This window comes from Streptomyces sp. NPDC002676, assembly GCF_053592455.1.
Genome location: NZ_JBSFVT010000007.1, coordinates 255,920 through 279,050 on the forward strand (window position 1 = coordinate 255,920; position 23,131 = coordinate 279,050).

Consider the following 23,131-nt stretch of genomic DNA (forward strand, 5'->3'; position numbering starts at 1 on the left):
CACCCAGGACAAGGCAGTATCACCCTGTGGCCGATCTCATCACCATTGAGGATCCCGACGACCCGCGCCTGCGCGACTACACGGGCCTGACCGACGTCGAGCTGCGCCGCAAGCGCGAGCCCGCCGAGGGCCTGTTCATCGCCGAGGGCGAGAAGGTCATCCGCCGGGCCAAGGACGCAGGCTACGAGATGCGCTCCATGCTGCTCTCGGCCAAGTGGATCGACGTCATGCGCGACGTCATCGACGAACTGCCGGCCCCCGTGTACGCCGTGAGTCCGGAACTCGCCGAGCAGGTGACCGGCTACCACGTGCACCGCGGCGCCCTCGCCTCCATGCAGCGCAAGCCGCTGCCGACGGCGGCCGAACTGCTGCGCTCCGCCCGCCGGGTCGCGGTCATGGAGTCGGTCAACGACCACACCAACATCGGTGCGATCTTCCGTTCGGCGGCGGCTCTCGGCATGGACGCGGTGCTGCTGTCACCGGACTGCGCGGACCCCCTCTACCGGCGCAGCGTGAAGGTCTCGATGGGCGCGGTCTTCGCCGTGCCCTACGCCCGCCTGGAGACCTGGCCCAAGGGCCTGGACTCGGTCCGCGAGGCGGGCTTCACCCTGCTCGCGCTGACCCCGGACGAGAAGGCCCGCAGCCTGGACGAGGCCGCCCCGCACCGGATGGACCGGGTGGCGCTCATGCTCGGTGCCGAGGGCGACGGGCTGTCCACCCAGGCCCTGGTCGCCGCCGACGAATGGGTCCGCATCCCGATGGCCCACGGCGTCGACTCGCTCAATGTGGGCGCGGCGGCTGCCGTGGCCTTCTACGCGGTGGCCACGGGACGGCCGGAGTCCTGAGAGCCGGATTCCCGGGAGGCCGGTCCTGAGGGCCCGGTCCCGAGAGCCGAGGGCTGTGCCGGTCGCGCCGGCTGTGCGTGCTGCTGCCGCTGTACGCCGTCGCCGCCCAGTCCGCGCGCCGGACCCTGACAGCCCTGCGCCAGCGCGATGCCGAGCGCCACGAGCAGGGTCACCACCACGAACACGAACAGCCGTTGACGCAGCAGCCGGGGATTGGCCGGCCGCCGCCCCGCTCCTGTCCGCCCCGCTCCCGTCCGTCCCGTCCCCGTCGTACGCGACGCCGGCCGCCCGGCACCGCTGCGCGGAACGGGCCGGCTGCCGCTGCCGGAGCGCGGGCCGCCGCCGCGCGGGGCGGGGGTCGGGCGCGCCGTGCCCGGCCGGGAGGCGACACCGCCGCCGCGCGAAGCGCTCCCGCCGCGCGAGGCGACACCCTCGCCCCGCGAGGCGCTGCCGCCCCGCGCGGGCCCACCGCCCCGGGACGGCGTGCCGCCCCGCGGCACCGGCGTGCCCGGCTGGGTCCGCCGCTGGGTGCGCTGCTGCTCGGGGTAGGTGTCGACGAGCCGCCCGGTGGGCCGGTCCGCCTCTGCCGCGCGCGGCCCGGGCGGCCGTACGTCGGCCAGGCCCTGGGCCTCGCGCGCCGCGATCTCCTTGAGCCGCAGCGACAGTTGAAGGGTGCTGGGCCGCTCCTCGGGGTCCTTCGCCAGGCACGCCCGGATGAGCGGAGCGAGCGCGTCCGGCACGCCCTGCAGGTGCGGTTCCTCGTGCACCACGCGGTACAGCATCACCTCGGAACTGCCGTGCCCGAAGGGCGAGTCACCGGTGGAGGCGTAGGCGAGCGTCGCGCCCAGCGAGAAGACGTCCGTCGCCGGGGTGACCGCGGCGCCGCGCACCTGCTCGGGCGCGAGGAAGCCGGGGGAACCGACCGCCGTACCGACGTGCGTGAGCGTGGAGGCGCCGGTGGCCCAGGCGATGCCGAAGTCGATGATCCGCGGCCCCTTGGGGGACAGCAGGATGTTGGAGGGCTTCAGGTCCCGGTGGACGACACCGGCCTCGTGGACGGCGACGAGTCCCTCGGACAGGGCCGCGCCGACCGCCGCCGTGTCGGCCGCGCCGAGCGGACCCTCGTCGGCGACCTTGTCGTGCAGGGAGGGTCCAGGGACGTACTGGGTGGCGAACCAGGGCCGCTCGGCCTCCAGGTCGGCCGCCACCAGCCGGGCCGTGCAGCCGCCCCGGATGCGCCGGGCCGCCGAGACCTCGCGCGCGAACCGTGACCGGAACTCCTGGTCCTCGGCGAGATCGGGCCGGATCACCTTCAGCGCGACCCGCTGCCCCTTCTTGTCGGAGCCGAGATAGACCACGCCCATCCCGCCCGCGCCGAGCCGTCGGTGAAGCCTGAACGAGCCGACGACGCGCGGGTCCTCGCGCCTCAGGCGCATCATCGCCATGTTCATCCCCGCTGCCCGGTCCCTGTGACGGGGCTCAGCTTACGTTTCCACGGCCGCCTGCGCGCAGAGGCCGCGCCCTCTCGCACCGATGGATTGTCGGCGCCGGGCCGACGATGTGAGGCGCGGTCAGGAGACCTTGCCCGGCGCAGCCCTTGAGCCGACGGCGACATCAACCGGCCGACCGGACAGGGGGGTTGGACCGGTGCCGGGTCGCCGTACGCCGGAAGTGGCGGCCGTCGCGGAGGTGCCGTGCGCGGGCGCGGGGGTGCGAGGCCGGGGCACCGGCCGGGCGGACCCGGCGGGCCTCCCGATGCCACTTGAAGTGATCGAAGTCACTCCGTCCGGCCCCTCGGACGCTTCCGACATGGCCGGACACAAGGGGCGACCCCTCCGGGAAGACCCCTAGACCGGAGCCCGGGTCTCCACCCAGGGGAGTACTCGGGGGCGTACGGCTCATCCTCCGGGAGGCCCGCCATTCGGTACGAAGGCATGACGTCCCGTGTGGGCCGCGCGCCTAGATTTGAGGACAAGCGGCGGGTGCAGCACTCGTCCCCCGAGGTCAGACATCCGCCGCTGCAGACGACAACACCAAAACGGTCAGGAGAGGGACCATGGCCCACCCGGCACCGCGGCGCACGACGCACCGCCCGCACCGGACGGGCCGCCGCCACCCCTTGGTGGCGACGCTCATGGCCCTTCCCCTGGCGGCCCTGCTCCTCGTCGTCTTCGACGGCTGGGAGACGGTGGCCACACAGGCGTCGTCCGTGGGTGCGATGCTGGGGCGCTGAGCGGCGACCCCAGGCCCGGAAGAGCGGTCCGGGCGGGGACATCCATCCAGGAAACCCCGTGGGGACGGGGGTGCGGCGGACGGCACATGATGCCGGCGCAGCTGGGGAGCTGCGCCGGCATTGCGCCGTTCTCCGGTAGGGCGTTGTCGTACCCCCGTGCCACACTGCGCCCATGTCCCTCGCTGAACTCACGCTCGGCCGATGGCGGTCCCTCGACGACGAGACCGCCCGCGGTGTGGCCCGTCAGGCGGCGGACCTGGTGAACGGCCGGGTGAGCGCCTTCGAGACCACCGAGCACCTCGGTGCCCCGCTGCACCGGGTCCGGATCGAGCGCGACGGACAGGAGTTCGCCCTGATACCCGGCGGCCCGGTGTCCCTCGGCTTCGACCCGGACGCCTGGCGGCCGGCGCCCGGGCAGACCGCCGACTACGCCGAGAGCGTGGCGGCGGGCTTCGGCTTCGTCGCGGACCTGCGGGCGCACCTCGCCCAGTTGCTCAGCCCCCGCCGCAGCGTCGTCCTGGACACGGTGCTCATGGCCGTCACGGACGAGGACCTCACCGAGCCGCCCGCCGCCATGCCGGCGGTCCTCGCGGAGCGCGGCCTGCGCATGCCGAGCTCCGACGAGTGGGAGCACGCCTGCGGAGCCGGCGCCGGCAGCCTGTTCCGCTGGGGCGACACCTGCCCCCTGGACCGTGTCCCCTACACCGACCCCGCCGGCCCGCAGAGCACCCCGAACGCCTTCGGCCTGCGCATCGCCTACGACACCTACCGCTCGGAGCTGACCAGCGACACCGGCGCTGTGCACGGGGGAGACGGCGGCGAGTCGGTGTGCGGCGGCTACGGCAGCCTGCTGGGATGGCTGCCCCTGGCCACCGCCAACCGCAACCCGCAGACGGCGGAATTCGTCTACGGCCCCGACGGCGAGGACCTCTTCGAGAACTGTTCCACCCGGCCGGTGCTCCCCCTGTGAGGCCCTCCCCACCCCCGGAGAGCCGCGCTCTCGTCCCGGCGCTCACCGCCACGGCCAGAGCCGCCGCCCACCCCGGCGCGGGGGAGGCCCCCTGCGCCTGCGGCACGCCACCCGCCACCCTCGCCGGCCTCCCGGACGTCACCCTCGCCGACCGCCCGGACGCCACCGTCGTCCGGCACGCCGACACCGTCGCGAAGGCCCACGCCTCCGGCACCGACCCCACCGAGCTGGCCCAGCGCCTCGCGACGGCCGCCCGCCTCCCGGACGTCCTGCTGCCGCCGCTCGCCACCGCCCCGGCCCCGCTGCACGACCGCCAGGTGACCCTCTGGCCCTACGGCGCCCCCGTGGACCCCGACGACCCGGATGCGGCCCCCTGGGAAGCGGCGGCCATCCTCCTCGCCCGCCTCCACCGCACGCCCGTCCCCGCCCCGCTGCCCACGATGCGCGGCCCGGCGAAGGCCGCCCACGCGATGGCCCGCCTCCGCGCCGTCCTCGCCGAAGCGCCCGGCCCCCACCCGGCCGCCCTCCCCGTCCTGCGGGCCTGGGCAGCCCTCCCCGCCTGGGCCCGTGCCGAGGTGCCCATGCCCGGCCCCGCGGCCCTGTGCCACGGCGACCTGCACCTCGGCCAGCTCGTCCGCCATCCGGCGCCCGACGGGCCCTGGCGGCTGATCGACGTGGACGATCTCGGCAGCGGCGTCCCCGCCTGGGACCTGGCCCGCCCCGCCGCCTGGTACGCCTGCGGGCTGCTCCCGCCCGACGAGTGGACCCGCTTCCTGACCGCCTACCGCGCGGCCGGCGGTCCGGCCGTACCCGCCGGCGGCGATCCCTGGCCGGCCCTGGACGTCCCGGCCCGCGCGCTCACCGTGCAGACCGCCGCCCGCGCGCTCACGAAGGCGCTCGCGGCCGGCCGTCCGCTGGACGAGGTGGAGCAGGCCATGGTCGACGCCTGCGCGCGAATGACCTCGGTACCGCCCCAGTTGACGCGGGGCTCGTCCGGCTAGGCTGCAACCGACCGGGGCCGGACGGAGTCTGTCCTGGGGTAGTACGAAGCACGTCCACACGGCGAGGAGTTGAGCCGAGCATGCAGTGTCCGAAGTGTCACGCGCCGATGCACACCTACAACCGCAACGGCGTCCAGATCGAGCAGTGCAGCGGCTGCCGCGGCATCTTCCTCGACTACGGCGAGCTGGAGGCGCTGACCCAGCTGGAGGCCCAGTGGTCCAAGCCGGTCCCGCCGGCCCCGCCCGCCGCCCCGTACCCGGCCCCGGCCGCCCCCGCCTGGGGCGCCCCGCACGGTGGTCACGGTGGTGATCACCACGGCGGTCATTACGGAGGTCACGGCGGCCACCACCGCCACAAGAGCTTCGGCCACATGCTGTTCTCCAGCTGAGCCGGTACGAAGAAGCCCCCGGTCGCAGGACCGGGGGCTTCGGTGTGTGGACGATACTGGGATTGAACCAGTGACCTCTTCCGTGTCAGGGAAGCGCTCTCCCGCTGAGCTAATCGTCCGCAGGCTGTGACCCGCGGGTCACAGGCAGTGCGCGATACTGGGATTGAACCAGTGACCTCTTCCGTGTCAGGGAAGCGCTCTCCCGCTGAGCTAATCGCGCGGGTGGGGATCTTCGAGAAGACCCATGGATCTTACGAGAAGATCCAGTGGACGATACTGGGATTGAACCAGTGACCTCTTCCGTGTCAGGGAAGCGCTCTCCCGCTGAGCTAATCGTCCTTGGAGGTGGAGACGGGATTTGAACCCGTGTAGACGGCTTTGCAGGCCGTTGCCTCGCCTCTCGGCCACTCCACCAGGAGTGTAGGGGATCGGGATGACCCCTTCTTCCTTCGAGCGGACGACGAGGCTCGAACTCGCGACCTCAACCTTGGCAAGGTTGCGCTCTACCAACTGAGCTACGTCCGCTTGTCGTTTCGGTCCGCTTCCGCGTCCCGGCGACGTGTTGAACTCTAGCGGATTCCCGGGCCAGTACAAAAACGCGTTTGCGCAGCGTGCTGCGGTGCACTCCGCGGACGACCTGGTCGGGGTCCCCTCGGGGACACGCCCGGGCCACCTTTCGGACACCCGACCTAGACTCGACCACGTGCTCCACCACCCATCCGGCCTCCCTCCACTGGCCCGCTTCGGCGACCGTGTCGCCACCGGCCTCCTCGACGTCACCAGCGATCCCGCCGCCCTGGACTCCACCGGCTTCTGGGCCGTCTGCGCGGACTTCGAGGGCCGCCTGACCTGCGCCCGCTTCGCCGACGTACGCGAACAGCCCGTGCCCGTCCCGGCACCGGGCGGCTGGCACGGCCCCGCCGTGACGGACTGGACCTCCTCCCTGGACCGCGACGCGTACATCGCGGCCGTACGGCGCATCCGCGAGCACATCGCGGCCGGCGAGGTCTACCAGGCCAACCTCTGCCGGGTCCTCAGCGCGCCCGTCCCGGCCGACGCCGACGTGGACGCCCTGACCGCCCTGCTGGCCCGCGGCAACCCGGCGCCGTACGCGGGCACGATCCGGCTGCCCGGGCACGGCGTGGAGATAGCCACCGCCTCGCCCGAGCTGTTCCTGCGCCGGGACGGGCGGGTGGTCGAGTCCGGCCCCATCAAGGGCACCGGACGCACCGAGGCGGACCTCCTGGAGAAGGACTACGCCGAGAACGTGATGATCGTGGACCTCGTCCGCAACGACATCGGGCGTGTCTGCGCCACCGGCAGCGTCACCGTCCCGGACCTGTGCGCCGTGGAGAAGCACCCCGGGCTGGTCCACCTTGTCTCCACCGTCCGCGGTGAGCTGCGCGACGGTGCCGGCTGGCCCGAGCTGCTCGCCGCGGCCTTCCCGCCCGGCTCGGTCACGGGCGCCCCGAAGTCGAGCGCCCTCAGGATCATCGACGCCCTGGAGACCGCCCCGCGCGGCCCGTACTGCGGCGGCATCGGCTGGGTCGACGCCGACCGGGGCACCGGCGAGCTGGCCGTCGGCATCCGCACCTTCTGGATCGACCGCGCGGAAGGTGTCCTCAGGTTCGGCACCGGCGCCGGCATCACCTGGGGCTCCGACCCCGAGGGGGAGTGGCGGGAGACCGAACTGAAGGCGTCCCGGCTGCTCGCGGTAGCGTCGGGAGCGTACGAGGTGAGTGGAGGGGCAGTTTCATGAGGATCTGGCTCGACGGCGCGCTGCAGGACATCGAGTCCGCCCGCGTCTCCGTCTTCGACCACGGGCTGACCGTGGGCGACGGCATCTTCGAGACCGTGAAGGCGGTGGACGGGAGGCCCTTCGCGCTCACCCGCCACCTGGACCGGCTGACCCGCTCGGCCCGGGGCCTCGGCCTGCCCGACCCCGACCACGACGAGGTCCGCCGCGCCTGTACGGCCGTCCTGGAGGCCAACCCGATGCCGCTGGGCCGGCTGCGCATCACCTACACCGGCGGCCACGGCCCCCTCGGTTCCGACCGCGGCGAGCACGGGCCGACCCTCGTGGTCGCCCTCGGCGAGACCACCCGCCGCCCGGACACCACCGCCGTGATCACCGTGCCGTGGACCCGCAACGAGCGCGGCGCCCTCACCGGCCTGAAGACCACCTCGTACGCCGAGAACGTCGTCGCCCTCGCCCGCGCCCACCAACACGGCGCCTCCGAGGCGCTGTTCGCCAACACGGTCGGACAGCTCTGCGAGGGCACCGGGTCGAACGTCTTCGTCGTCCTGGACGGCGAGATCCACACCCCGCCGGTCGCCTCCGGCTGCCTGGCCGGCATCACCCGCGCCCTCACCGTGGAGTGGACCGGCACCAAGGAGACCGACCTGCCGCTGGACGTCCTGGAGCGGGCCGACGAGGTCTTCCTGACCTCCACCCTCCGGGACGTCCAGGCGGTGCACCGGGTCGACGACCGCGAACTGCCGGGTGCGCCGGGCCCGGTGACCGCCAAGGCGATGCGGATCTTCGACGAGCGGTCGGGGGAGGACCTGGATCCCTGACAGACTCGGGAAATTCGGCTGACCCGGGGCTCCGGAGCGGGTAGAACACCCGTGATGACGACGACCCTGCGGCCGGCCGAGCCGCTTCAGGACAACGCCGACGGGACGCGTTCACGCCGCTACGAGGTGTGCGTGAACGGCCGTCCGGTGGGCGGGATACGACTCTCCACGCACTCCGAGTACGGCCCGGCCGTGGGCAAGGTCACGGAGCTGCACATCGAGGAACCGGACCGCGGGCGGGGCCGCGGCACGGTGGCCGCGCTGGCCGCCGAGGAGGTCCTGCGCGGCTGGGGCTGCAAGCGGGTCGAGGTGAGTGTTCCCGGCGACGCCGGGGCAGCCTTCCGGCTCGCCACCGCGCTGGGGTACGTCCTGCGCAGCCGCAACATGGCCAAGCGGTCCACCGGGGCACTGCCCCGGCTGCCGGCCGGCAGTGCCGCCCGGCCCATGACCGAGGCCGAGTACGGGCCTTGGCTGGCCTCGGACGGCGCCCGCTTCGCGGCCGGCTTGATCGAGCGGGGCGTGCCCGAGGCCGAGGCGTACGCCAAGGCCGAGCAGGGTCACGACCGGCTCCTGCCGGACGGCCTGGCGACCGAGAACACGCTGATCAGCGTCCTGGAGCAGGAGGGCGTCCCGGTCGGCACCGTGTGGGTCGGGCTGTTGCCCGAGACCGCGTACGTCTTCAACGTCGAGGTCTACGCCGACTGGCGGGGCCATGGCCACGGCCGCACGCTGATGCTGCTCGCGGAGATCCAGGCGGCCGAAGGCGGAAAGGACCGGGTCGGCCTGCATGTCTTCGCGGACAACACCCCGGCCGAGCGGCTCTACGAGTCGCTCGGCTACGAGACGACGCACTACAACCTGTTCAAGGGCCTGCTCTGAGTGTCACGTACCCTCGGCCAGCAGCCGGTCCGCGATCTCCTCGATGCGCTCGCGCAGCCCGTCCTGGCTCTTGCCGCCGTCGAGGCGTTCGCCGCCGATGACATACGTCGGCGTGCCGGTGACGCCGATCGCCTTGCCCTCGGCCTGGTCGGCGTCCACGATCAGGATGTGCCGGCCGTCGATCAGTGCGGTGTCGAACTCCTCGGCGTCCAGCCCGAGTTCGCGGGCCATCTCGACCAGGAAGGGTTCTCCCTCACGGTCCAGCTCCTCGACCCGGCCGAGGACCGCCTCGACGTAGGGCCAGCCCTGCCCCTGCTCCAGCGCCTCCTCGGCGGCCTGTGCGGCGGCGAAGGAGTGCTTGTGCTTCTCCAGCGGGAAGTGCCGCAGCCGCACCTCCAGCCGGTCCCCGTAGCGGGCCCTCAGGGCTCGGACGTCGTCCAGGGCGCTGCGGCAGTCGGGGCACTGGAGTTCGCACCAGACGTCGAGGACGAGGGCTTCGGCGCGGGCGGGGGAGGAGTCACTCATGCGTACCAGTCTTCCAGGCGTGACCCCGGTGACCGAATCGGGACGGTACGGCATCCACCGGCACCTCGGGAGGAGACGACCCGGAGATCTCCCTGATGTCGGGCCGCGGCATGGCATCGCGAGGACCGGGCGGTGCAGGATGGAAGGGACGAAGCGCACCCCTGCGCCCCGCCTCACCAGACCGTGCCCGCCAGGAGGACCGGATGATTGCCGAGACCGTCTGCTCCGCCGTCTCCGCGACCGGCCTGGGCATCGCGGGGGTCACGGCCTACCGCAAGCGTTTCCTGTCCGCCCTCCGCATCGCGGCCTACGCGCTGGTGCCGGTCGGCCTGGTGATGACGGGCATCGTCGGCTGGGTCGCCGACAAGGCCTTCAGCCCCACGGCCTGGGCGGGCTTCGGCGTCCTCGGCCTGGCCTGGGTGCTGTTCGCGGGCACCCGCGCCGCCGAGCGCCGGCGCCTGGGCACCCGTGCCGAGCGCAAGGCGGCCCGCGGCGGCGGGACCGGCGCGGTGGCCCCGGCGGCCTCGGCGCCCTCCCTGGGTGCGGGGGGCCGTTCGAAGGGCTCCGCTTCGCGCGGCACGGGCTCCGCCGAGGACTTCAGCGACATCGAGGCCATCCTCAAGAAGCACGGCATATGACCAGGCAGATGCCGAGTGCATGACGGACTGAACGACACAGACCGACTCCGCGTACACGGAAACCGTTCACAACCCGACGCAAGTCGGACGGGACAGCGCTGAATTCGGCGAACTCCCGCACTTCACGGGCGTGTTGATCGCGTACGGGGTGCTGCCTGGGTCATCATCACCGCGAGATGCTGGACACGACACAGAGCGAGGCCGCGCCGCCGAAGGACGAGCCGCGCGGGTGCCTCTTCGCCCTTTCCCAGCCACCGCTGATGATCTTCCTTGCGGTGATCGGGTGTCTGCTCCTCATGGCCGCGCTGCACGACCTGCTGTTGCTGTGAGCCGTACACGTCCGTCCCGGCGCCACCCGCCGGGACCGGCGTCGCCCCGCGCCCGCGGTCCGACCGGCGCGAGCACCGCGGGATCAGCCCGTCGTCGCTTCCGTCGCTTCCTTGCGCCGGGCCCGGTAGGCGGCCACGTGCAGCCGGTTCCCGCAGGTGCGGCTGTCGCAGTAGCGGCGGGAGCGGTTGCGGGAGAGGTCGACGAAGGCGCGCCGGCAGTCCGGTGCCTCGCAGCGGCGCAGCCGCTCCTCCTCCCCGGCCACCACGAAGAAGGCGAGGGCCATCCCGCAGTCGGCGGCGAGGTGATCGGCCACGGAGGCACCGGGCGCGAAGTAGTGCACATGCCAGTCGTAACCGTCGTGGTCCGTCAGGCGCGGGGTGGTGCCCGCCGCGGCCACCAGCTCGTTGATCAACCCGGCGGCGGACCGTGCGTCCGGGGCGGCGAAGATCGCGGCGAAGCGTCCCCGGACCCTGCGCACCGCCGACAGGTCGAACTCCGAGAGCACCCCGACATCGCTTATCTTGTGCCTTTGTACGAAATCGGTGAGAGCCGGGACATCGGGCAGTCCCTCTGCCGCCGCGTCGTTCTCCGGCGCGGTGTTCACCAGATCCACCACGGTGTCGAGGGCGCACCGGGTGTCGTGGGTGATCAGCACGTTTCGCTCCCTGGCCTGGGGGTCGGGCAGGCGCCCGCCGATGCTGGCCGATGGTAGCGACAACCGCGCCCACCGCACCGGGCCCCCCGATCCGTGGTCGCCCGTAAGACGCCTCCGCACCCACAAGGGTTCCCGGACAGCGGCCCACGAACCGGCCGCAGGGGCTGGAACCGGCCTCCGGGGCGGCACGCCAGAGCGGCGCCGTCCCGTGAGTGCTCACGGTGACGACGCCGGTCCGGGCCGTATGCGGTTGTTTTGGCCCGAGCCGTCTCCCCGAGTGGACGGCGCCGGGCGGTTCTGGGGGCGGGCCTAGCTTTCCGCCAGGATGTGCGAGAGCTCCTGATCCAGGTCGAAGTGCCGGTGCTCCGTGCCGGGCGGCACGGCGGCGTCGGTTCGCTTCAGGAAGGACTCCAGGGCCCGCGCCGGGGCCTCGAGCAGTGCCTCCCCCTCCGGGGAGCTCAGGGCGATGCATACGACGCCCTGACCATGACTGCGGGATGGCCAGACGCGGACGTCGCCGGTGCCGGTCGGCCGGTGAAGGCCTTCGGCGAGGAGGTCGCGGGCGAACACCCACTCGACGGTCTCCTCGGCTCCGGTGTGGAAGGTGGCGTGCACGGCGTAGGGGTCGGCCGTGTCGTACCGCAGGCCTGCGGGGACAGGCAGGGAGGACTCGCTCGACACAACGAGGCGCAGGTGCAGCTCGCAGCTGACCGTGGTGTTCATAAGCGCCAGGGCCTTTCGCTCAGTGTGCGCTCGGGGATTCGCACGTCGGCGAAATCGACATGCCACCTACGGTGCCGTTGTAAACCCCTCTGAGGGTTTTGCGTGCCTTTACGTAACTCTTCCGGCCGAGAACTCGTACGAGACCTGCCACCATTCCAGTGACCGGATTCACTCCGGTAGGGTTTGTCGGCATGAATACGGGGAGTGACGATCCGGGCGAGATTGCCGTGGTGGATCAGGCGAGGGCGGATCAGGCGAGGGCGGATCAGGTGAAGGCGGACGGGGAGCGGCCGGAGCGAGGGCTCGGCTCCCGTGCGCCGGAATTCATCAAGGCCCGCCGGGTCCTGCACCTGAGCTGGCAGGTCGGCGTCTTCGTTGTCGGTCTCGCGGTTGTCGTCGCCGGCATCATCATGCTGCCGCTGCCGGGACCCGGCTGGGTGGTGATCTTCGCGGGCATGGCGATCTGGGCGACCGAGTTCGTCTGGGCCCAGCTCGTGCTCCGCTGGACCAAGCGCAAGGTCACGGAGGCGGCCCAGCGGGCTCTCGACCCCCAGGTCCGGCGTCGCAACATCACCCTGACCGTGATCGGCCTGGTGATCGTGGCCGTGCTGGTCGGGGTCTACGTGTGGAAGTTCGGCATCGTGATGCCGTGGAAGATCAAGAGCCAGTGATCCGGCGCCCCGGAGTGGTCATGGGCACCCCCTGACATGGGGTAATGTTCTTCCTGCGCCCGGGCGATTAGCTCAGTGGGAGAGCGCTTCGTTCACACCGAAGAGGTCACTGGTTCGAACCCAGTATCGCCCACCCGGAACCGGCGGCCCGTCTGCGAGAAGCAGGCGGGCCGCCGGTGTTTGCGTGCCTGTGCCTGTGCCTGTGCCTGTGCCTGTGCCCGTGCCCGCAGCCCGGTCTCCGGGAACGGACGGTAACGATCCGTTACGTCGAGACCGACTTTCAGGCGTGCCAATCGTTCTGGGGGAAGTTCCGGACGCAGGCGCGGCGGAAATCCCCCGGACCTTTTCCAAAACGCCGTCACTTTCCTTCGGAAGTACGACAAGCGAGGAATTCTTCTCGTCCTCAACTCACAAGGACGAGCCGCCAATCTGAGGCTGAATCACTTCCGTGCGAGGGGGCAGACTCTGTCCATGGACTGGACCCACTACCGCTTCCGCACCCTGTGGTCCCTGCCCGCCCCGCCCGCCGCCGTGTTCGCGGTGCTCGAACGGGCCGAGGACTACCCCCGCTGGTGGCCACAGGTACGGTCGGTGACCCGGCGCGACGACGGCACCGGCGTCCTCACCATCCGCTCCGTGCTGCCGTACGCCATGACCTTCACCGCCCGCGAGACCCGCCATGATCCGGCCGCCGGCGTCCTGGAGATCGCTGTGTCCGGGGACATCGAGGGCTGGGCCCGCTGGACGGTCACGCCCGAGGGGGCGGGGACGCTGGTGCGCTACGACCAGGCCGTCCACGTCAACAAGCCACTGCTCAGACGGCTGGCCGTGCCGGGGCGGCCCGTCTTCCGCGTCAACCACCGGCTGATGATGCGCGCCGGGCGGCGCGGGCTGCTGCGGCGGCTGGAAGTGCCGGGAGGGATTTGAAGGAAGCGCGCCGGTACCTGTATTGTTCAGTGCGTTCCCGGGCGATTAGCTCAGTGGGAGAGCGCTTCGTTCACACCGAAGAGGTCACTGGTTCGAACCCAGTATCGCCCACCGGGAAAGGCCGGTCCGCAGCAGCGGGCCGGCCTTCTTCATGCCGCGGTCGACAGCTCCGGGCGCAGCGGCCAGTCCGTGCTCACCGTCTCCTCCGAGCCGCTGCGCGCGAACCACGCCTGCAGCCCCCGCGCCTGCGCCGCATGCCAGTTCGCCTGGAGCGTGTGCAGTTCGGCGGGGGAGAGGCGCTCCAGCCGGGTCGCGAAGCGGCGGCCCAGGGCCCGTACGACCTCCAGCGCGGCCTGTGCGTCCGCCGCCGCGTCGTGCGCGCCGTCCAGCGTCACGTCGTAGTGGGCGCACAGGTCGGTCAGCGTGCGCCGGCCCTTGCGGTAGCGGTCGAGGTGCTTGTCCAGCACCCGTGGATCCAGCACGTGCAGCGGCCTCGCCTCGAACCAGCGGTCCAGCGAGGACGCCCGGTGCCGGCGCAACTCCCGGTCCAGCAGCGTGAGATCGAACGGTGCGTTCATCACCACCAGCGGCCGGCCCATCGCCGCGTGCTCCGCCAGCTGCTCGGCTATCTCGTACATCACCGGCGCCGGCCAGCGCCCGTTGCGCTGCAACTGCTCCTCCGTCAGCCCGTGCACCGCCGTCGCCGCCTCCGGCACCGGCACCCCCGGGTTCACCATCCAGCGGGTCACCCGAGGCCGGGTGCCCGGCGCGTCCTGGACGACGACGGCGGCCGACACGATCCGGTCGGTCTCGACGTCGACGCCCGTCGTCTCCGTGTCGAAGGCGGCCAGCGGCCCCTCGTACCAGCACGTCATCGCAATCCAACTCCTCGTTCACCTCGGGCAGATGACGTTCCGTCTTCTGCCTGTTTGGTGATACCCGGGCCGTTTGCGCCGTACGCCGGAAGGACACAACAGGAGTACGGGTCTTTGCAGTTCAGCGGCCCGCAGCGGGGAAACTCATTGCTTGGAAGGCTGTTGGTCATGGCCATAGCGCAGCCCGAGCGGGGCGGGCTGCTGCCCGAACGCACGGGCCTCCTTCGCGGCACGCTCGCCACCACCGCGTGCATGGAGACACTCCAGGTCGGCTATCTGCACGCGGTCGCCGCCGCGGCCGGCTGCTCGCTGTCCCAGCCCTTCCCGGACAACGGCATCGACTGGCACGTCAGCCACAGCGCGCCCGGGCACACGGTCGACGACGAGGTCACCATCAAGGTCCAGCTGAAGGCCACCTACCAGGTCGCGCCCAACCCCCCGGGCCGCTTCTTCTCCTTCACGCTCGACAACGACCACCTGCGCAAACTCGCCCGCACCCCGGTCTCGGTGCACAAGATCCTGGTCGTCATGCTCGTCCCGCGCTCCCAGGACGACTGGCTGCGCGCCAGCCACGACCGCCTCGACCTCAGGCACTGCTGCTACTGGGTCAACCTCGCCGGCCACCCCGTCACCGGCCGGCACCGGACCACCGTGCGGATACCGACCTCACGCATCTTCGACGACCGGGCGCTGTGCGAGATCATGACGCGGGCCGGGACGGGAGGCAGGCCATGAGAAGCCGTCCCTACGACGAGCCGGTGCGGCTGGTGCGCCCGCACCCCGACGGCCTCCCCTGGAACCGGCCCCCCGAGCCCGGCGAGGTCGACCCCGCCGTGCTCGGCGCCCTGCTGCACCGGCACGGCTGGCGGCGTCGCGGGGGAGCGGCCGGGCGCTACGGCCGCTGGACCCCGCCCGGACCCTCCGGCGGCGCCACCAGCCTGCTGGTGCCCGAGAGCCGCTCCTTCCCCGACAGCGACGACCTGCTCGGCGAGGCGCTCGACGCCCTTGCCCGCAGTGAGACGCCCTCCGCGCGCGAAGTGCTGATCTCCCTCGCCGTGCCCAGCGACGAGATCCGCTGGTGGCGCGACACCCCGAGCGGCCCCGTGGGCGCCGCGCCCTGGAGCGTCGACGAGCAACTGCGCGGCGCCGCCCGGCAGATGATGCTCGCCGCCGCCCTCGCCACCCGCGCACGGGCCGGCTACTACGGCGCCCGGCACCGCCGCCCCGCCGCCGCCCTGCTGGAGAACGCCCTCGTCGGCCCCGCCGCCGAGGGCCGCCGGCTCACCGCCTTCGTGCCCGTGCACGCGGGCCGCCCGCTCGCCGTCCGTCTCCACCAGGCGCTGTACGCGGTCCGCGAGGCCATCGACTACCAGCGCGCCACCGGCGGCATGGACGCCTTCGACGGCGCCGTCGAGGCGGGCGTCAGCCGCGAGCTGACCGAGGCGATCGGTGTCCTGGTGCGGGGCACGGAGGGCGCCCGGATCGCCGTCGAGTGGGCGCCCGCGGCCGGTGTCCCCGAGGGCTGCACCGCCCCCGCCGAACCCGTCGAGTTCTCCCCCGGCGACCTGCCCGCGCTGCACGCGGCCGGCGCCCGCTATCTGCGCGACGAACCGTCCGTGCCGGTCCGGATCACCGGGACCGTGGTCCGCATGCGCCGCTCCGCGCCGCGCGGCGAGGGCACCGTCCGGCTCCGGGTGCTCGCCGGCGCCGAGATACCGCACGTCCGCGTCACCCTCGGCGAGGAGGACTACCGCATCGCCGGCCACGCCCACCTCGTCGGCCTCCCGGTGCGGGTGCACGGCCGACTGGAACGCCGGGGCGGTTTCCGCAGGCTCACCGGCGCCTCGGGTGTCGTACCGGTACAGGTGGACGAGGCGGAGCGGGACCGGCTGATGAAGTTCCTGCAGGGGACCGTCGAGGAAGGGGCTTTCTTCGAGGAGGCGTGCGGGGAGGCGTACGGGGCCGAGGACTGAGGGTGACCGTTTCGCGGTCGGTGCCGTCGGGTCGGTACGATCGCCAGTGCGCGCGCTCCTGGTATGGCGCCGCATTCCACCTTCAGTCAGGAGAGACCGGTGTCAGACGTCCGTGTGATCATCCAACGCGATTCCGAGCGGGAAGAACGCGTGGTGACGACGGGCACTACGGCCGCCGACCTCTTCGCGGGCGAGCGCTCGATCATCGCCGCGCGTGTGGGCGGCGAGCTGAAGGACCTCGCGTACGAGCTCCAGGACGGCGAGACCGTCGAGGGGGTCGAGATCTCCTCCGAGGACGGCCTGGGCATCCTGCGCCACTCGACCGCACACGTCATGGCGCAGGCCGTGCAGGAGATCTTCCCCGAGGCCAAGCTGGGCATCGGCCCGCCCGTCAAGGACGGCTTCTACTACGACTTCGACGTCGAGCGGCCGTTCACGCCCGAGGATCTCAAGGCCATCGAGAAGAAGATGCAGGAGATCCAGAAGCGCGGGCAGAAGTTCGCCCGCCGCGTGGTGACCGACGAGGCCGCCCGCGAGGAGCTGGCGAACGAGCCGTACAAGCTGGAGCTGATCGGTCTCAAGGGCTCGGCGTCGCACGACGACGGCGCGGACGTCGAGGTCGGCGCCGGCGAGCTGACGATCTACGACAACCTGGACGCCAAGACCGGCGAGCTGTGCTGGAAGGACCTCTGCCGCGGTCCCCACCTGCCTTCCACCCGCCTGATCCCGGCGTTCAAGCTGATGCGCAACGCCGCCGCCTACTGGCGCGGCAGCGAGAAGAACCCGATGCTCCAGCGCATCTACGGCACCGCCTGGCCGTCCAAGGACGAGCTGAAGGCGTACCTCGACTTCCTCGCCGAGGCCGAGAAGCGCGACCACCGCAAGCTCGGCTCCGAGCTGGACCTCTTCTCGATCCCCGAGCAGATCGGCTCCGGCCTCGCCGTCTTCCACCCCAAGGGCGGCATCGTCCGCCGCGTGATGGAGGACTACTCGCGCCGCCGGCACGAGGAAGAGGGCTACGAGTTCGTCTACACCCCGCACGCGACGAAGGGGAAGCTCTTCGAGACCTCCGGGCACCTGGACTGGTACGCCGAGGGCATGTACCCGCCCATGCAGCTCGACGAGGGCGTGGACTACTACCTCAAGCCCATGAACTGCCCGATGCACAACCTGATCTTCGACGCGCGCGGGCGTTCGTACCGTGAACTGCCGCTGCGCCTGTTCGAGTTCGGCACCGTGTACCGGTACGAGAAGTCGGGCGTCGTGCACGGCCTGACCCGCGCGCGCGGCTTCACGCAGGACGACGCGCACATCTACTGCACCCGTGAGCAGATGTCCGAGGAGCTGGACAAGACGCTCACCTTCGTCCTGGGCCTGCTGCGGGACTACGGTCTGACCGACTTCTACCTGGAGCTGTCGACGAAGGACCCCGAGAAGTTCGTGGGTAGCGACGAGGTCTGGGAAGAGGCGACCGAGACGCTGCGCCAGGTCGCCGAGAAGCAGGGCCTGCCCCTGGTTCCCGACCCGGGCGGTGCCGCCTTCTATGGTCCGAAGATCTCCGTCCAGGCCAAGGACGCGATCGGCCGCACCTGGCAGATGTCGACCATCCAGCTCGACTTCAACCTGCCGGAGCGCTTCAACCTGGAGTACACCGGCCCGGACGGCTCCAAGCAGCAGCCGGTCATGATCCACCGTGCGCTGTTCGGCTCCATCGAGCGGTTCTTCGCGGTGCTGCTGGAGCACTACGCGGGCGCGTTCCCGGCGTGGCTGGCCCCGGTCCAGGCGATCGGCATCCCGATCGGCGACGCGCACGTCGAGTACCTGGAGAAGTTCGCCGCGGCGGCCCGCAAGAAGGGCCTGCGCGTCGAGGTGGACTCCTCCTCGGACCGCATGCAGAAGAAGATCCGCAACGCCCAGAAGCAGAAGGTGCCCTTCATGGTCATCGCGGGCGACGAGGACATGTCGAACGGCTCGGTCTCCTTCCGCTACCGCGACGGCTCGCAGGAGAACGGCATCCCGTTCGACGAGGCCATCGCGAAGATCGCGCAGGTCGTGGAGGAGCGGGCTCAGGTCTGACCCGTGCACGGCAGGGCCCCCGGGACACCGCGTTCCCGGGGGCCCTCCTGCGTCTCGCCCGTGTCCGGAGATCGTCGTCCGGTCGCCCCGGCGACACGCCACGAACGGGCGAAGCCATATGCTGCATGGCATGACGAGTGAGCCGGAGCAGCAGATCGGAGTGGGGACGCAGGACGCGTTCCAGCGCCTGTGGACGCCCCACCGGATGGCCTACATCCAGGGTGAGAACAAGCCGACCGGCCCGGGGGCCGGCGACGGCTGCCCCTTCTGCTCGATCCCGGCCAAGTCCGACGAGGACGGGCTGATCGTCCGCCGTGGCGAGCACGTGTACGCCGTGCTCAACCTCTACCCGTACAACGGCGGCCACCTGATGACCGTGCCGTACCGGCACGTGGCCGACTACACCGAGCTGACCGGCCCGGAGACGGCCGAGCTGGCCGAGCTGACCAAAGAGGCGATGTCGGCCCTGCGCACCGCGTCCGGCGCGCACGGCTTCAACATCGGCATGAACCAGGGCACGGTGGCCGGTGCCGGCATCGCGGCCCACCTGCACCAGCACATCGTCCCGCGCTGGGGCGGCGACACGAACTTCATGCCGGTGGTGGGCCACACGAAGGTGCTGCCGCAGCTGCTGGCCGACACCAGGAAGATGCTGGCGGAGGCCTGGCCCGCGTAGACGGGCCCGGTGCCCTCCGCCAGGGGCACCGCTACGCGTCGTAGAGGTCGGCCTTCTTCGGCGTCGGGTCCTGCACCTGGCCGCTGAGGAACGCCGAGCGGGAGCCGAACTTCTCGGTGTCCACGCCGTTCTCCGTCAGGACCTTGATCGCGGCCGAGTGCACCACCCGCAGCACCGGCGTGGCCGCGCGCAGCGCGTCGTCGGCCATGAAGCGGTGCCGCCAGGGCTGGTCGGCCCAGGCGTGGCGCAGGCCGAACGGCTCGGGCAGGGCGATCGTGCCGCCGAGCCAGTTGAGCAGCGGCGGGTACCAGGTCAGCGGGGCGCGGGCGGCGAGCCGTACCACCTCGTCGGTGGTGATCAGCGGGAGCTTGACGGTGCGGGTCTCCCAGGGCTTGAACGACTTGGCGACCTGCTTCGTCGGAGCCTCCGGTTTGCCGTTGAACAGCGGGTTCACCGGGCCCAGCGCGTGTCCGGTGACCTCGATGCGCAGGGTCTCGTGCAGCACGGTCACGGTGATCATCATCGTGATGACGAGGTGGCCGTCCCACAGCGTCCACTGCACGCCGAGGTAGTGCCGGTCGCCGCTGCCGAACTGCTGCTTGTTGCAGATGTCCTGTATCGCGTGCGGCTTGATCTGGAAGGCCTCGACCTCCGCGCCCTCGGGCCGGGACACCTCCGTGGCCCCCTCGCCGATCGGGGTGACGATCCAGTGCCGTATCGAGGGCTTGGGGAAGCCGCCGGTGTGCAGCGGGCCGCGCTGCAGCAGGCTCAGCTGGTCGTGGATCGCGCGTATGACGTCCCAGCTGCGGAAGGGGTGGATCTCCCGGGTGGGGTCGGCGGGGACCAGGTCCTCGGCGAGCTGCCAGGCGCCCCAGCGGGTGCCCATGCCGAGTATGCCCTTGGGGCCGGCGTAGAAGACCGAGTTGGACTGCTGCTCGGCGCTGAGCCGGGCCAGGGACTGGCGCAGCGCCTCGGCCGCGGTCTCGCCGGGGCTGCGCGGCACGGTCTCCGGGACCTTGGCGCCCACGGTGCTGCCGGAGAGCAGGCCGCTCCAGCGGGCCCGCAGGTCCTTGGCGGTGCGCTCGCAGATCTGCTTGGCCCAGAACCAGCCGATGACCGGGGCGACGACGGCCCCGCGCGCGTACCAGGCCCAGAATCCGCTGAGCGGCATCTTGAGCAGGAAGAGCGCGGCGACCACGCCGACGGCCAGGAGCAGGGCGGTGGCGAACGTTCCGGCCCGCTTGTCGTCGCGCTTGGCGACGTACGTGCGCAGCTGGAAGACGAGCAGCCAGGCGATGAGGCCGGGCAGGAAGATCAGCCCGCACACCACCATGACGAGGGACAGGAGGTTGTCGCGTTCCCGGCGGATGTTGTTGGCCGCCAGGCAGTGCTCGACGACGACCTGGGGTTCGACACCGAAGGACTGGATGAGCGGCTTGCGGCCGGGGGCGAGCAGGCGGTCGACGACGGCCCGCGAGAAGGCCTCGCCGAGTTTCGGCTTGAACAGGGCGATCCGGCCGGGCTTGACGGTCGACTGGTGCCAGTCGTTGTCGGCCTTCTTGATCGTCTCGATCTCGTCGTCCCGGTAGGCCGCCGAAGCCAGCGCGAAGGTCGCCGCCTGGCCGCCGTCGCCGGCGACGGGCACCTGCGGCCCGTCCCACTCCGTTCCCACCGACATTCCCGCCCCCATCGCCGCCGTGTCGCTTCTGCGGCCTTCCCGACTTCCTTGCCCCGCACACCTGTTGAACAGGCCTTCATGCCGAAAACGGGCCTGTACCGTCCGGTCGCGGCACGAAGCGATCAGGCGATCAGCGTATCCGCCGCCACCGACACCGCGTAGGCGGACGGCCCAAGCCGCCCGCCTGCGCATGGAGTTGAGCCACAGTGAGCTACGTCGTCTCGCCCGCCTGTTCGCGGATCCGTTCGGCGACCTGGGGCGGCATCGGCTCGTGCCGTACATAGGTGCGGTCGAAGCGGGCCGTGCCGTGCGACAGCGAGCGCAGGTCGACGGCGTACCGGCCGATCTCGAACTCGGGCACCTCGGCGCGCACCAGGGTCCGTCCGGAGCCCACCTGTTCGGTGCCGAGCACCCGGCCGCGGCGGCTCGACAGGTCGCTCATCACGGCGCCCACGTAGTCGTCGCCGACCAGCACGGTCACCTCGGCGACCGGCTCCAGCAGATGGATCCTCGCGTCGGCGGCGGCCTCGCGCAGCGCGAGCGCGCCCGCGGTCTGGAACGCGGCGTCGGAGGAGTCCACCGAGTGCGCCTTGCCGTCCAGCAGGGTGATCCGCACGTCCACGAGCGGATAGCCGGCGGCGACCCCCTTGGCGGCCTGCGCCCGTACGCCCTTCTCGACGGACGGGATGAACTGCCGGGGCACCGCCCCGCCGACGACCTTGTCCACGAACTCGATGCCCGAGCCGCCCGGCAGCGGTTCCACCTCGATCTCGCAGATGGCGTACTGCCCGTGCCCGCCGGACTGCTTCACGTGCCGCCCGCGCCCGGCGGCCTTGTTCGCGAACGTCTCCCGGAGGGAGACCTTGTGCGGGACGACGTCGACCTGGACGCCGTAGCGGCTGCGCAGCCGCTCCAGGGCCACGTCCGCGTGGGCCTCGCCCAGGCACCACAGGACGACCTGGTGGGTGTCCTGGTTCTGCTCCAGGCGCATCGTGGGATCCTCGGCGACCAGCCGGGACAGGCCCTGGGAGAGCTTGTCCTCGTCGGGTTTGCTGTGTGCCTGGATGGCGAGCGGCAGCAGCGGGTCGGGCATCTGCCAGGGCTCCATGAGCAGCGGGTCGTCCTTGGCGGAGAGCGTGTCGCCGGTCTCCGCGCGGCCGAGCTTCGCCACGCACACCAGGTCGCCCGCGACGGCGTGCGTCACCGGGCGCTGCTGTTTGCCGAAGGGCATGGACAGGGCGCCGACCTTCTCGTCGACGTCGTGGTCCTCGTGGCCGCGGTCGGTCAGCCCGTGCCCGGAGACGTGCACCGTCTGGTCGGGGCGCAGGGTGCCGGAGAAGAGGCGGACCAGGGAGATCCGGCCGACGTAGGGGTCGGAGGCGGTCTTGACGACCTCGGCGACCAGGGGACCGGCGGTGTCGCACGCCTTCAGCTCGCGCGGCTTGCCGTCGATCGTGCTGACCCCGGGCATGGGGTGCTCGAACGGGGTCGGGAACCCGCCGGTGACCAGCTCCAGCAGCTCCACCGTGCCGAGGCCCTGCCGGCCGCCGTCGGTGGCCGGGGCGGCGGCCAGGACCGGGTAGAACGTGCCGCGTGCCACGGCCCGCTCCAGGTCCTGGATCAGCGTCTTGACGTCGACCTGCTCGCCGCCGAGGTAGCGGTCCATGAGGGTCTCGTCCTCGCTCTCGGCGATGATCCCCTCGATCAGCCGGTTGCGGGCCGCCTCGATGTCCGGCAGCTGGTCCGCGCCGGGCTCGGACTCCTTGCGCTCCCCGGTGGCGTAGTCGAACACCTTCTGGGACAGCAGCCCGATCAGTCCGGTCACGGGCGCGTGCCCGTCGGTGCCCTCGGGACCGTGCAGCGGCAGATACAGGGGCAGTACGGCGTCGGGGTCGTCGCCGCCGAAGGCCTCCGCGCAGCTGCGGGTCATCTCCTCGAAGTCCGCGCGGGCGGCCTCCAGGTGCGTGATCACGATCGCCCGGGGCATGCCGACGGCCGCGCACTCCTCCCACACCATCCGCGTCGAGCCGTCCACCCCGTCCGAGGCCGAGACGACGAAAAGAGCCGCGTCCGCGGCGCGCAGCCCGGCCCTCAGCTCGCCGACGAAGTCGGCGTATCCGGGGGTGTCGAGGAGGTTGATCTTGATGCCGTTCCATTCGACGGGCGCCAGCGAGAGCTGCACCGAGCGCTGCTGCCGGTGCTCGATCTCGTCGTAGTCGGAGACGGTGCCGCCCTCCTCCACGCGGCCCGCCCGGTTCACCGCCCCGGTGGTCAGCGCAAGGGCCTCCACCAGAGTCGTCTTGCCCGCCCCGGAGTGGCCGACCAGCACCACGTTCCGTACGGACGCGGGTTGGTCGGCCGCCATAGCCCTGCCGGCGGCCCCAGGGTTTGTCTGTACCTTGTCGCCCATGATCCTGCCTCCCGTGCACGGTGAGGTCACTGTGGGCGCGGACACGCGGCACCGCGTGCACTGGCGGCTCCTGCGACGCC

General features: G+C 71.7%; 23 protein-coding genes and 7 tRNA genes. 18 read left to right on the forward strand and 12 right to left on the reverse strand.

What is annotated here, in order from left to right; translation table 11 throughout:
* Window positions 1-26 precede the first annotated feature (26 nt).
* The gene (locus ACWD3E_RS21885; protein WP_451349476.1) at window positions 27-845 is read left to right on the forward strand and encodes a TrmH family RNA methyltransferase; all 819 of its coding nucleotides are present in this window, start codon (window positions 27-29) and stop codon (window positions 843-845) included.
* On the opposite strand, the gene ACWD3E_RS21890 is transcribed toward ACWD3E_RS21885, so the two are convergent.
* Window positions 812-2,296 (reverse strand): serine/threonine-protein kinase, encoded by a 1,485-nt coding sequence (locus ACWD3E_RS21890; protein WP_451389208.1) that lies wholly within the window; start codon window positions 2,294-2,296, stop codon window positions 812-814. The two genes, ACWD3E_RS21885 and ACWD3E_RS21890, sit on opposite strands and share 34 nt — an antisense overlap.
* A gap of 605 nt (window positions 2,297-2,901) precedes the next feature.
* Between ACWD3E_RS21890 and ACWD3E_RS21895 the strand changes: the two genes are divergently transcribed.
* The 4 genes from ACWD3E_RS21895 to ACWD3E_RS21910 all read left to right on the forward strand — a co-directional run bounded on the left by ACWD3E_RS21895 (window position 2,902) and on the right by ACWD3E_RS21910 (window position 5,438).
* Window positions 2,902-3,078 carry a hypothetical protein gene (locus ACWD3E_RS21895; RefSeq protein ID WP_451389209.1) on the forward strand — a complete coding sequence of 59 codons (177 nt, stop codon included), beginning with the start codon at window positions 2,902-2,904 and terminating at the stop codon, window positions 3,076-3,078.
* Between the two features lie 172 nt (window positions 3,079-3,250).
* The gene (locus tag ACWD3E_RS21900) at window positions 3,251-4,048 is read left to right on the forward strand and encodes a hypothetical protein (RefSeq protein ID WP_451389210.1); all 798 of its coding nucleotides are present in this window, start codon (window positions 3,251-3,253) and stop codon (window positions 4,046-4,048) included.
* Window positions 4,045-5,049 (forward strand): phosphotransferase, encoded by a 1,005-nt coding sequence (locus ACWD3E_RS21905; RefSeq protein WP_451389211.1) that lies wholly within the window; start codon window positions 4,045-4,047, stop codon window positions 5,047-5,049. The genes ACWD3E_RS21900 and ACWD3E_RS21905 overlap by 4 nt, the downstream gene beginning before the upstream one ends.
* An 80-nt stretch (window positions 5,050-5,129) precedes the next feature.
* Complete coding sequence (locus tag ACWD3E_RS21910) at window positions 5,130-5,438, forward strand: TFIIB-type zinc ribbon-containing protein (RefSeq protein ID WP_451389212.1); 309 nt, start codon at window positions 5,130-5,132, stop codon at window positions 5,436-5,438.
* Between the two features lie 47 nt (window positions 5,439-5,485).
* Here the strand turns inward: ACWD3E_RS21910 and ACWD3E_RS21915 are convergent.
* The 5 genes from ACWD3E_RS21915 to ACWD3E_RS21935 form a co-directional block, all read right to left on the reverse strand.
* Window positions 5,486-5,557, reverse strand: a tRNA-Val gene (locus tag ACWD3E_RS21915).
* Window positions 5,558-5,586: 29 nt separating this feature from the next.
* Window positions 5,587-5,658 (reverse strand) — tRNA-Val (locus tag ACWD3E_RS21920).
* 47 nt (window positions 5,659-5,705) lie between these two features.
* A tRNA-Val gene (locus ACWD3E_RS21925) sits at window positions 5,706-5,777 on the reverse strand.
* Between the two features lies 1 nt (window position 5,778).
* A tRNA-Cys gene (locus ACWD3E_RS21930) sits at window positions 5,779-5,852 on the reverse strand.
* A 38-nt stretch (window positions 5,853-5,890) separates the two neighbouring features.
* Window positions 5,891-5,963, reverse strand: a tRNA-Gly gene (locus ACWD3E_RS21935).
* 178 nt (window positions 5,964-6,141) lie between these two features.
* Here ACWD3E_RS21935 and ACWD3E_RS21940 point away from each other — a divergent pair.
* The 3 genes from ACWD3E_RS21940 to ACWD3E_RS21950 are packed head-to-tail and all read left to right on the forward strand — an operon-like array spanning window position 6,142 to window position 8,894.
* Complete coding sequence (locus ACWD3E_RS21940) at window positions 6,142-7,197, forward strand: chorismate-binding protein (protein ID WP_451389213.1); 1,056 nt, start codon at window positions 6,142-6,144, stop codon at window positions 7,195-7,197.
* The gene (locus ACWD3E_RS21945; protein WP_451389214.1) at window positions 7,194-8,015 is read left to right on the forward strand and encodes an aminotransferase class IV; all 822 of its coding nucleotides are present in this window, start codon (window positions 7,194-7,196) and stop codon (window positions 8,013-8,015) included. The genes ACWD3E_RS21940 and ACWD3E_RS21945 overlap by 4 nt, the downstream gene beginning before the upstream one ends.
* A 54-nt stretch (window positions 8,016-8,069) precedes the next feature.
* Window positions 8,070-8,894 carry a GNAT family N-acetyltransferase gene (locus tag ACWD3E_RS21950; RefSeq protein WP_451389215.1) on the forward strand — a complete coding sequence of 275 codons (825 nt, stop codon included), beginning with the start codon at window positions 8,070-8,072 and terminating at the stop codon, window positions 8,892-8,894.
* Between the two features lie 3 nt (window positions 8,895-8,897).
* Here the strand turns inward: ACWD3E_RS21950 and ACWD3E_RS21955 are convergent, their stop codons facing one another.
* On the reverse strand, window positions 8,898-9,419 hold the full coding sequence (locus ACWD3E_RS21955; RefSeq protein ID WP_451389216.1) for a DsbA family protein: 522 nt from the start codon (window positions 9,417-9,419) through the stop codon (window positions 8,898-8,900).
* Between the two features lie 203 nt (window positions 9,420-9,622).
* On the opposite strand from ACWD3E_RS21955, the gene ACWD3E_RS21960 reads away from it, so the two are divergent.
* The gene (locus ACWD3E_RS21960) at window positions 9,623-10,057 is read left to right on the forward strand and encodes a hypothetical protein (RefSeq protein ID WP_451389217.1); all 435 of its coding nucleotides are present in this window, start codon (window positions 9,623-9,625) and stop codon (window positions 10,055-10,057) included.
* A gap of 176 nt (window positions 10,058-10,233) precedes the next feature.
* Window positions 10,234-10,386 (forward strand): hypothetical protein, encoded by a 153-nt coding sequence (locus tag ACWD3E_RS21965; RefSeq protein ID WP_167345734.1) that lies wholly within the window; start codon window positions 10,234-10,236, stop codon window positions 10,384-10,386.
* Between the two features lie 83 nt (window positions 10,387-10,469).
* On the opposite strand, the gene ACWD3E_RS21970 is transcribed toward ACWD3E_RS21965, so the two are convergent.
* Together ACWD3E_RS21970 and ACWD3E_RS21975 are read right to left on the reverse strand one after the other, a co-directional pair.
* The gene (locus ACWD3E_RS21970; protein ID WP_451389218.1) at window positions 10,470-11,042 is read right to left on the reverse strand and encodes a CGNR zinc finger domain-containing protein; all 573 of its coding nucleotides are present in this window, start codon (window positions 11,040-11,042) and stop codon (window positions 10,470-10,472) included.
* A 309-nt stretch (window positions 11,043-11,351) separates the two neighbouring features.
* Window positions 11,352-11,765 carry an SsgA family sporulation/cell division regulator gene (locus ACWD3E_RS21975; RefSeq protein WP_004002642.1) on the reverse strand — a complete coding sequence of 138 codons (414 nt, stop codon included), beginning with the start codon at window positions 11,763-11,765 and terminating at the stop codon, window positions 11,352-11,354.
* Between the two features lie 191 nt (window positions 11,766-11,956).
* Here ACWD3E_RS21975 and ACWD3E_RS21980 point away from each other — a divergent pair, with 191 nt between their 5' ends.
* From ACWD3E_RS21980 to ACWD3E_RS21995, 4 genes are all read left to right on the forward strand, one after another.
* Window positions 11,957-12,436 carry a TIGR02611 family protein gene (locus ACWD3E_RS21980; RefSeq protein WP_451389219.1) on the forward strand — a complete coding sequence of 160 codons (480 nt, stop codon included), beginning with the start codon at window positions 11,957-11,959 and terminating at the stop codon, window positions 12,434-12,436.
* 61 nt (window positions 12,437-12,497) lie between these two features.
* A tRNA-Val gene (locus ACWD3E_RS21985) sits at window positions 12,498-12,569 on the forward strand.
* 338 nt (window positions 12,570-12,907) lie between these two features.
* Window positions 12,908-13,363 (forward strand): SRPBCC family protein, encoded by a 456-nt coding sequence (locus ACWD3E_RS21990; protein ID WP_451389220.1) that lies wholly within the window; start codon window positions 12,908-12,910, stop codon window positions 13,361-13,363.
* Between the two features lie 39 nt (window positions 13,364-13,402).
* Window positions 13,403-13,474, forward strand: a tRNA-Val gene (locus ACWD3E_RS21995).
* A gap of 38 nt (window positions 13,475-13,512) precedes the next feature.
* On the opposite strand, the gene ACWD3E_RS22000 is transcribed toward ACWD3E_RS21995, so the two are convergent.
* Window positions 13,513-14,238: an exonuclease domain-containing protein gene (locus ACWD3E_RS22000; protein ID WP_451389221.1), complete on the reverse strand. Its 726-nt coding sequence runs from the start codon at window positions 14,236-14,238 to the stop codon at window positions 13,513-13,515.
* A gap of 168 nt (window positions 14,239-14,406) precedes the next feature.
* Between ACWD3E_RS22000 and ACWD3E_RS22005 the strand changes: the two genes are divergently transcribed.
* From ACWD3E_RS22005 to ACWD3E_RS22020, 4 genes are all read left to right on the forward strand, one after another.
* Window positions 14,407-14,973, forward strand: coding sequence for a DUF4365 domain-containing protein (locus tag ACWD3E_RS22005; protein ID WP_451389222.1), 567 nt, complete (start codon window positions 14,407-14,409; stop codon window positions 14,971-14,973).
* Window positions 14,970-16,211 (forward strand): hypothetical protein, encoded by a 1,242-nt coding sequence (locus tag ACWD3E_RS22010; protein WP_451389223.1) that lies wholly within the window; start codon window positions 14,970-14,972, stop codon window positions 16,209-16,211. The genes ACWD3E_RS22005 and ACWD3E_RS22010 overlap by 4 nt, the downstream gene beginning before the upstream one ends.
* Before the next feature lie 99 nt (window positions 16,212-16,310).
* A complete protein-coding gene (thrS, locus tag ACWD3E_RS22015; RefSeq protein ID WP_451389224.1) occupies window positions 16,311-18,287 on the forward strand; it encodes a threonine--tRNA ligase in 1,977 nt (658 codons plus the stop codon).
* Window positions 18,288-18,405: 118 nt separating this feature from the next.
* On the forward strand, window positions 18,406-18,963 hold the full coding sequence (locus ACWD3E_RS22020) for an HIT family protein (RefSeq protein ID WP_451389225.1): 558 nt from the start codon (window positions 18,406-18,408) through the stop codon (window positions 18,961-18,963).
* Between the two features lie 31 nt (window positions 18,964-18,994).
* Here the strand turns inward: ACWD3E_RS22020 and ACWD3E_RS22025 are convergent, their stop codons facing one another.
* Both ACWD3E_RS22025 and ACWD3E_RS22030 read right to left on the reverse strand, forming a co-directional pair.
* On the reverse strand, window positions 18,995-20,641 hold the full coding sequence (locus ACWD3E_RS22025) for a hypothetical protein (protein ID WP_451389226.1): 1,647 nt from the start codon (window positions 20,639-20,641) through the stop codon (window positions 18,995-18,997).
* Between the two features lie 211 nt (window positions 20,642-20,852).
* The gene (locus tag ACWD3E_RS22030; protein ID WP_451389227.1) at window positions 20,853-23,051 is read right to left on the reverse strand and encodes an elongation factor G-like protein EF-G2; all 2,199 of its coding nucleotides are present in this window, start codon (window positions 23,049-23,051) and stop codon (window positions 20,853-20,855) included.
* Window positions 23,052-23,131: the final 80 nt, after the last annotated feature.

What these genes read in the sequence shown, in the direction of transcription:
- ACWD3E_RS22000 (WP_451389221.1), bottom strand. Translation starts at nt 14,238, where the DNA reads ATGACGTGCTGGTACGAGGGGCCGCTGGCCGCCTTCGACACGGAGACG.
- ACWD3E_RS21980 (WP_451389219.1), top strand. Translation starts at nt 11,957, where the DNA reads ATGAATACGGGGAGTGACGATCCGGGCGAGATTGCCGTGGTGGATCAG.
- ACWD3E_RS21965 (WP_167345734.1), top strand. Translation starts at nt 10,234, where the DNA reads ATGCTGGACACGACACAGAGCGAGGCCGCGCCGCCGAAGGACGAGCCG.
- ACWD3E_RS21990 (WP_451389220.1), top strand. Translation starts at nt 12,908, where the DNA reads ATGGACTGGACCCACTACCGCTTCCGCACCCTGTGGTCCCTGCCCGCC.
- ACWD3E_RS21910 (WP_451389212.1), top strand. Translation starts at nt 5,130, where the DNA reads ATGCAGTGTCCGAAGTGTCACGCGCCGATGCACACCTACAACCGCAAC.
- ACWD3E_RS22005 (WP_451389222.1), top strand. Translation starts at nt 14,407, where the DNA reads ATGGCCATAGCGCAGCCCGAGCGGGGCGGGCTGCTGCCCGAACGCACG.
- ACWD3E_RS22030 (WP_451389227.1), bottom strand. Translation starts at nt 23,051, where the DNA reads ATGGGCGACAAGGTACAGACAAACCCTGGGGCCGCCGGCAGGGCTATG.
- ACWD3E_RS21895 (WP_451389209.1), top strand. Translation starts at nt 2,902, where the DNA reads ATGGCCCACCCGGCACCGCGGCGCACGACGCACCGCCCGCACCGGACG.
- ACWD3E_RS22020 (WP_451389225.1), top strand. Translation starts at nt 18,406, where the DNA reads ATGCTGCATGGCATGACGAGTGAGCCGGAGCAGCAGATCGGAGTGGGG.
- ACWD3E_RS21950 (WP_451389215.1), top strand. Translation starts at nt 8,070, where the DNA reads ATGACGACGACCCTGCGGCCGGCCGAGCCGCTTCAGGACAACGCCGAC.
- ACWD3E_RS21975 (WP_004002642.1), bottom strand. Translation starts at nt 11,765, where the DNA reads ATGAACACCACGGTCAGCTGCGAGCTGCACCTGCGCCTCGTTGTGTCG.
- ACWD3E_RS21960 (WP_451389217.1), top strand. Translation starts at nt 9,623, where the DNA reads ATGATTGCCGAGACCGTCTGCTCCGCCGTCTCCGCGACCGGCCTGGGC.
- ACWD3E_RS21955 (WP_451389216.1), bottom strand. Translation starts at nt 9,419, where the DNA reads ATGAGTGACTCCTCCCCCGCCCGCGCCGAAGCCCTCGTCCTCGACGTC.
- ACWD3E_RS22010 (WP_451389223.1), top strand. Translation starts at nt 14,970, where the DNA reads ATGAGAAGCCGTCCCTACGACGAGCCGGTGCGGCTGGTGCGCCCGCAC.
- ACWD3E_RS21890 (WP_451389208.1), bottom strand. Translation starts at nt 2,296, where the DNA reads ATGAACATGGCGATGATGCGCCTGAGGCGCGAGGACCCGCGCGTCGTC.
- ACWD3E_RS22025 (WP_451389226.1), bottom strand. Translation starts at nt 20,641, where the DNA reads ATGTCGGTGGGAACGGAGTGGGACGGGCCGCAGGTGCCCGTCGCCGGC.
- ACWD3E_RS21945 (WP_451389214.1), top strand. Translation starts at nt 7,194, where the DNA reads ATGAGGATCTGGCTCGACGGCGCGCTGCAGGACATCGAGTCCGCCCGC.
- ACWD3E_RS21900 (WP_451389210.1), top strand. Translation starts at nt 3,251, where the DNA reads ATGTCCCTCGCTGAACTCACGCTCGGCCGATGGCGGTCCCTCGACGAC.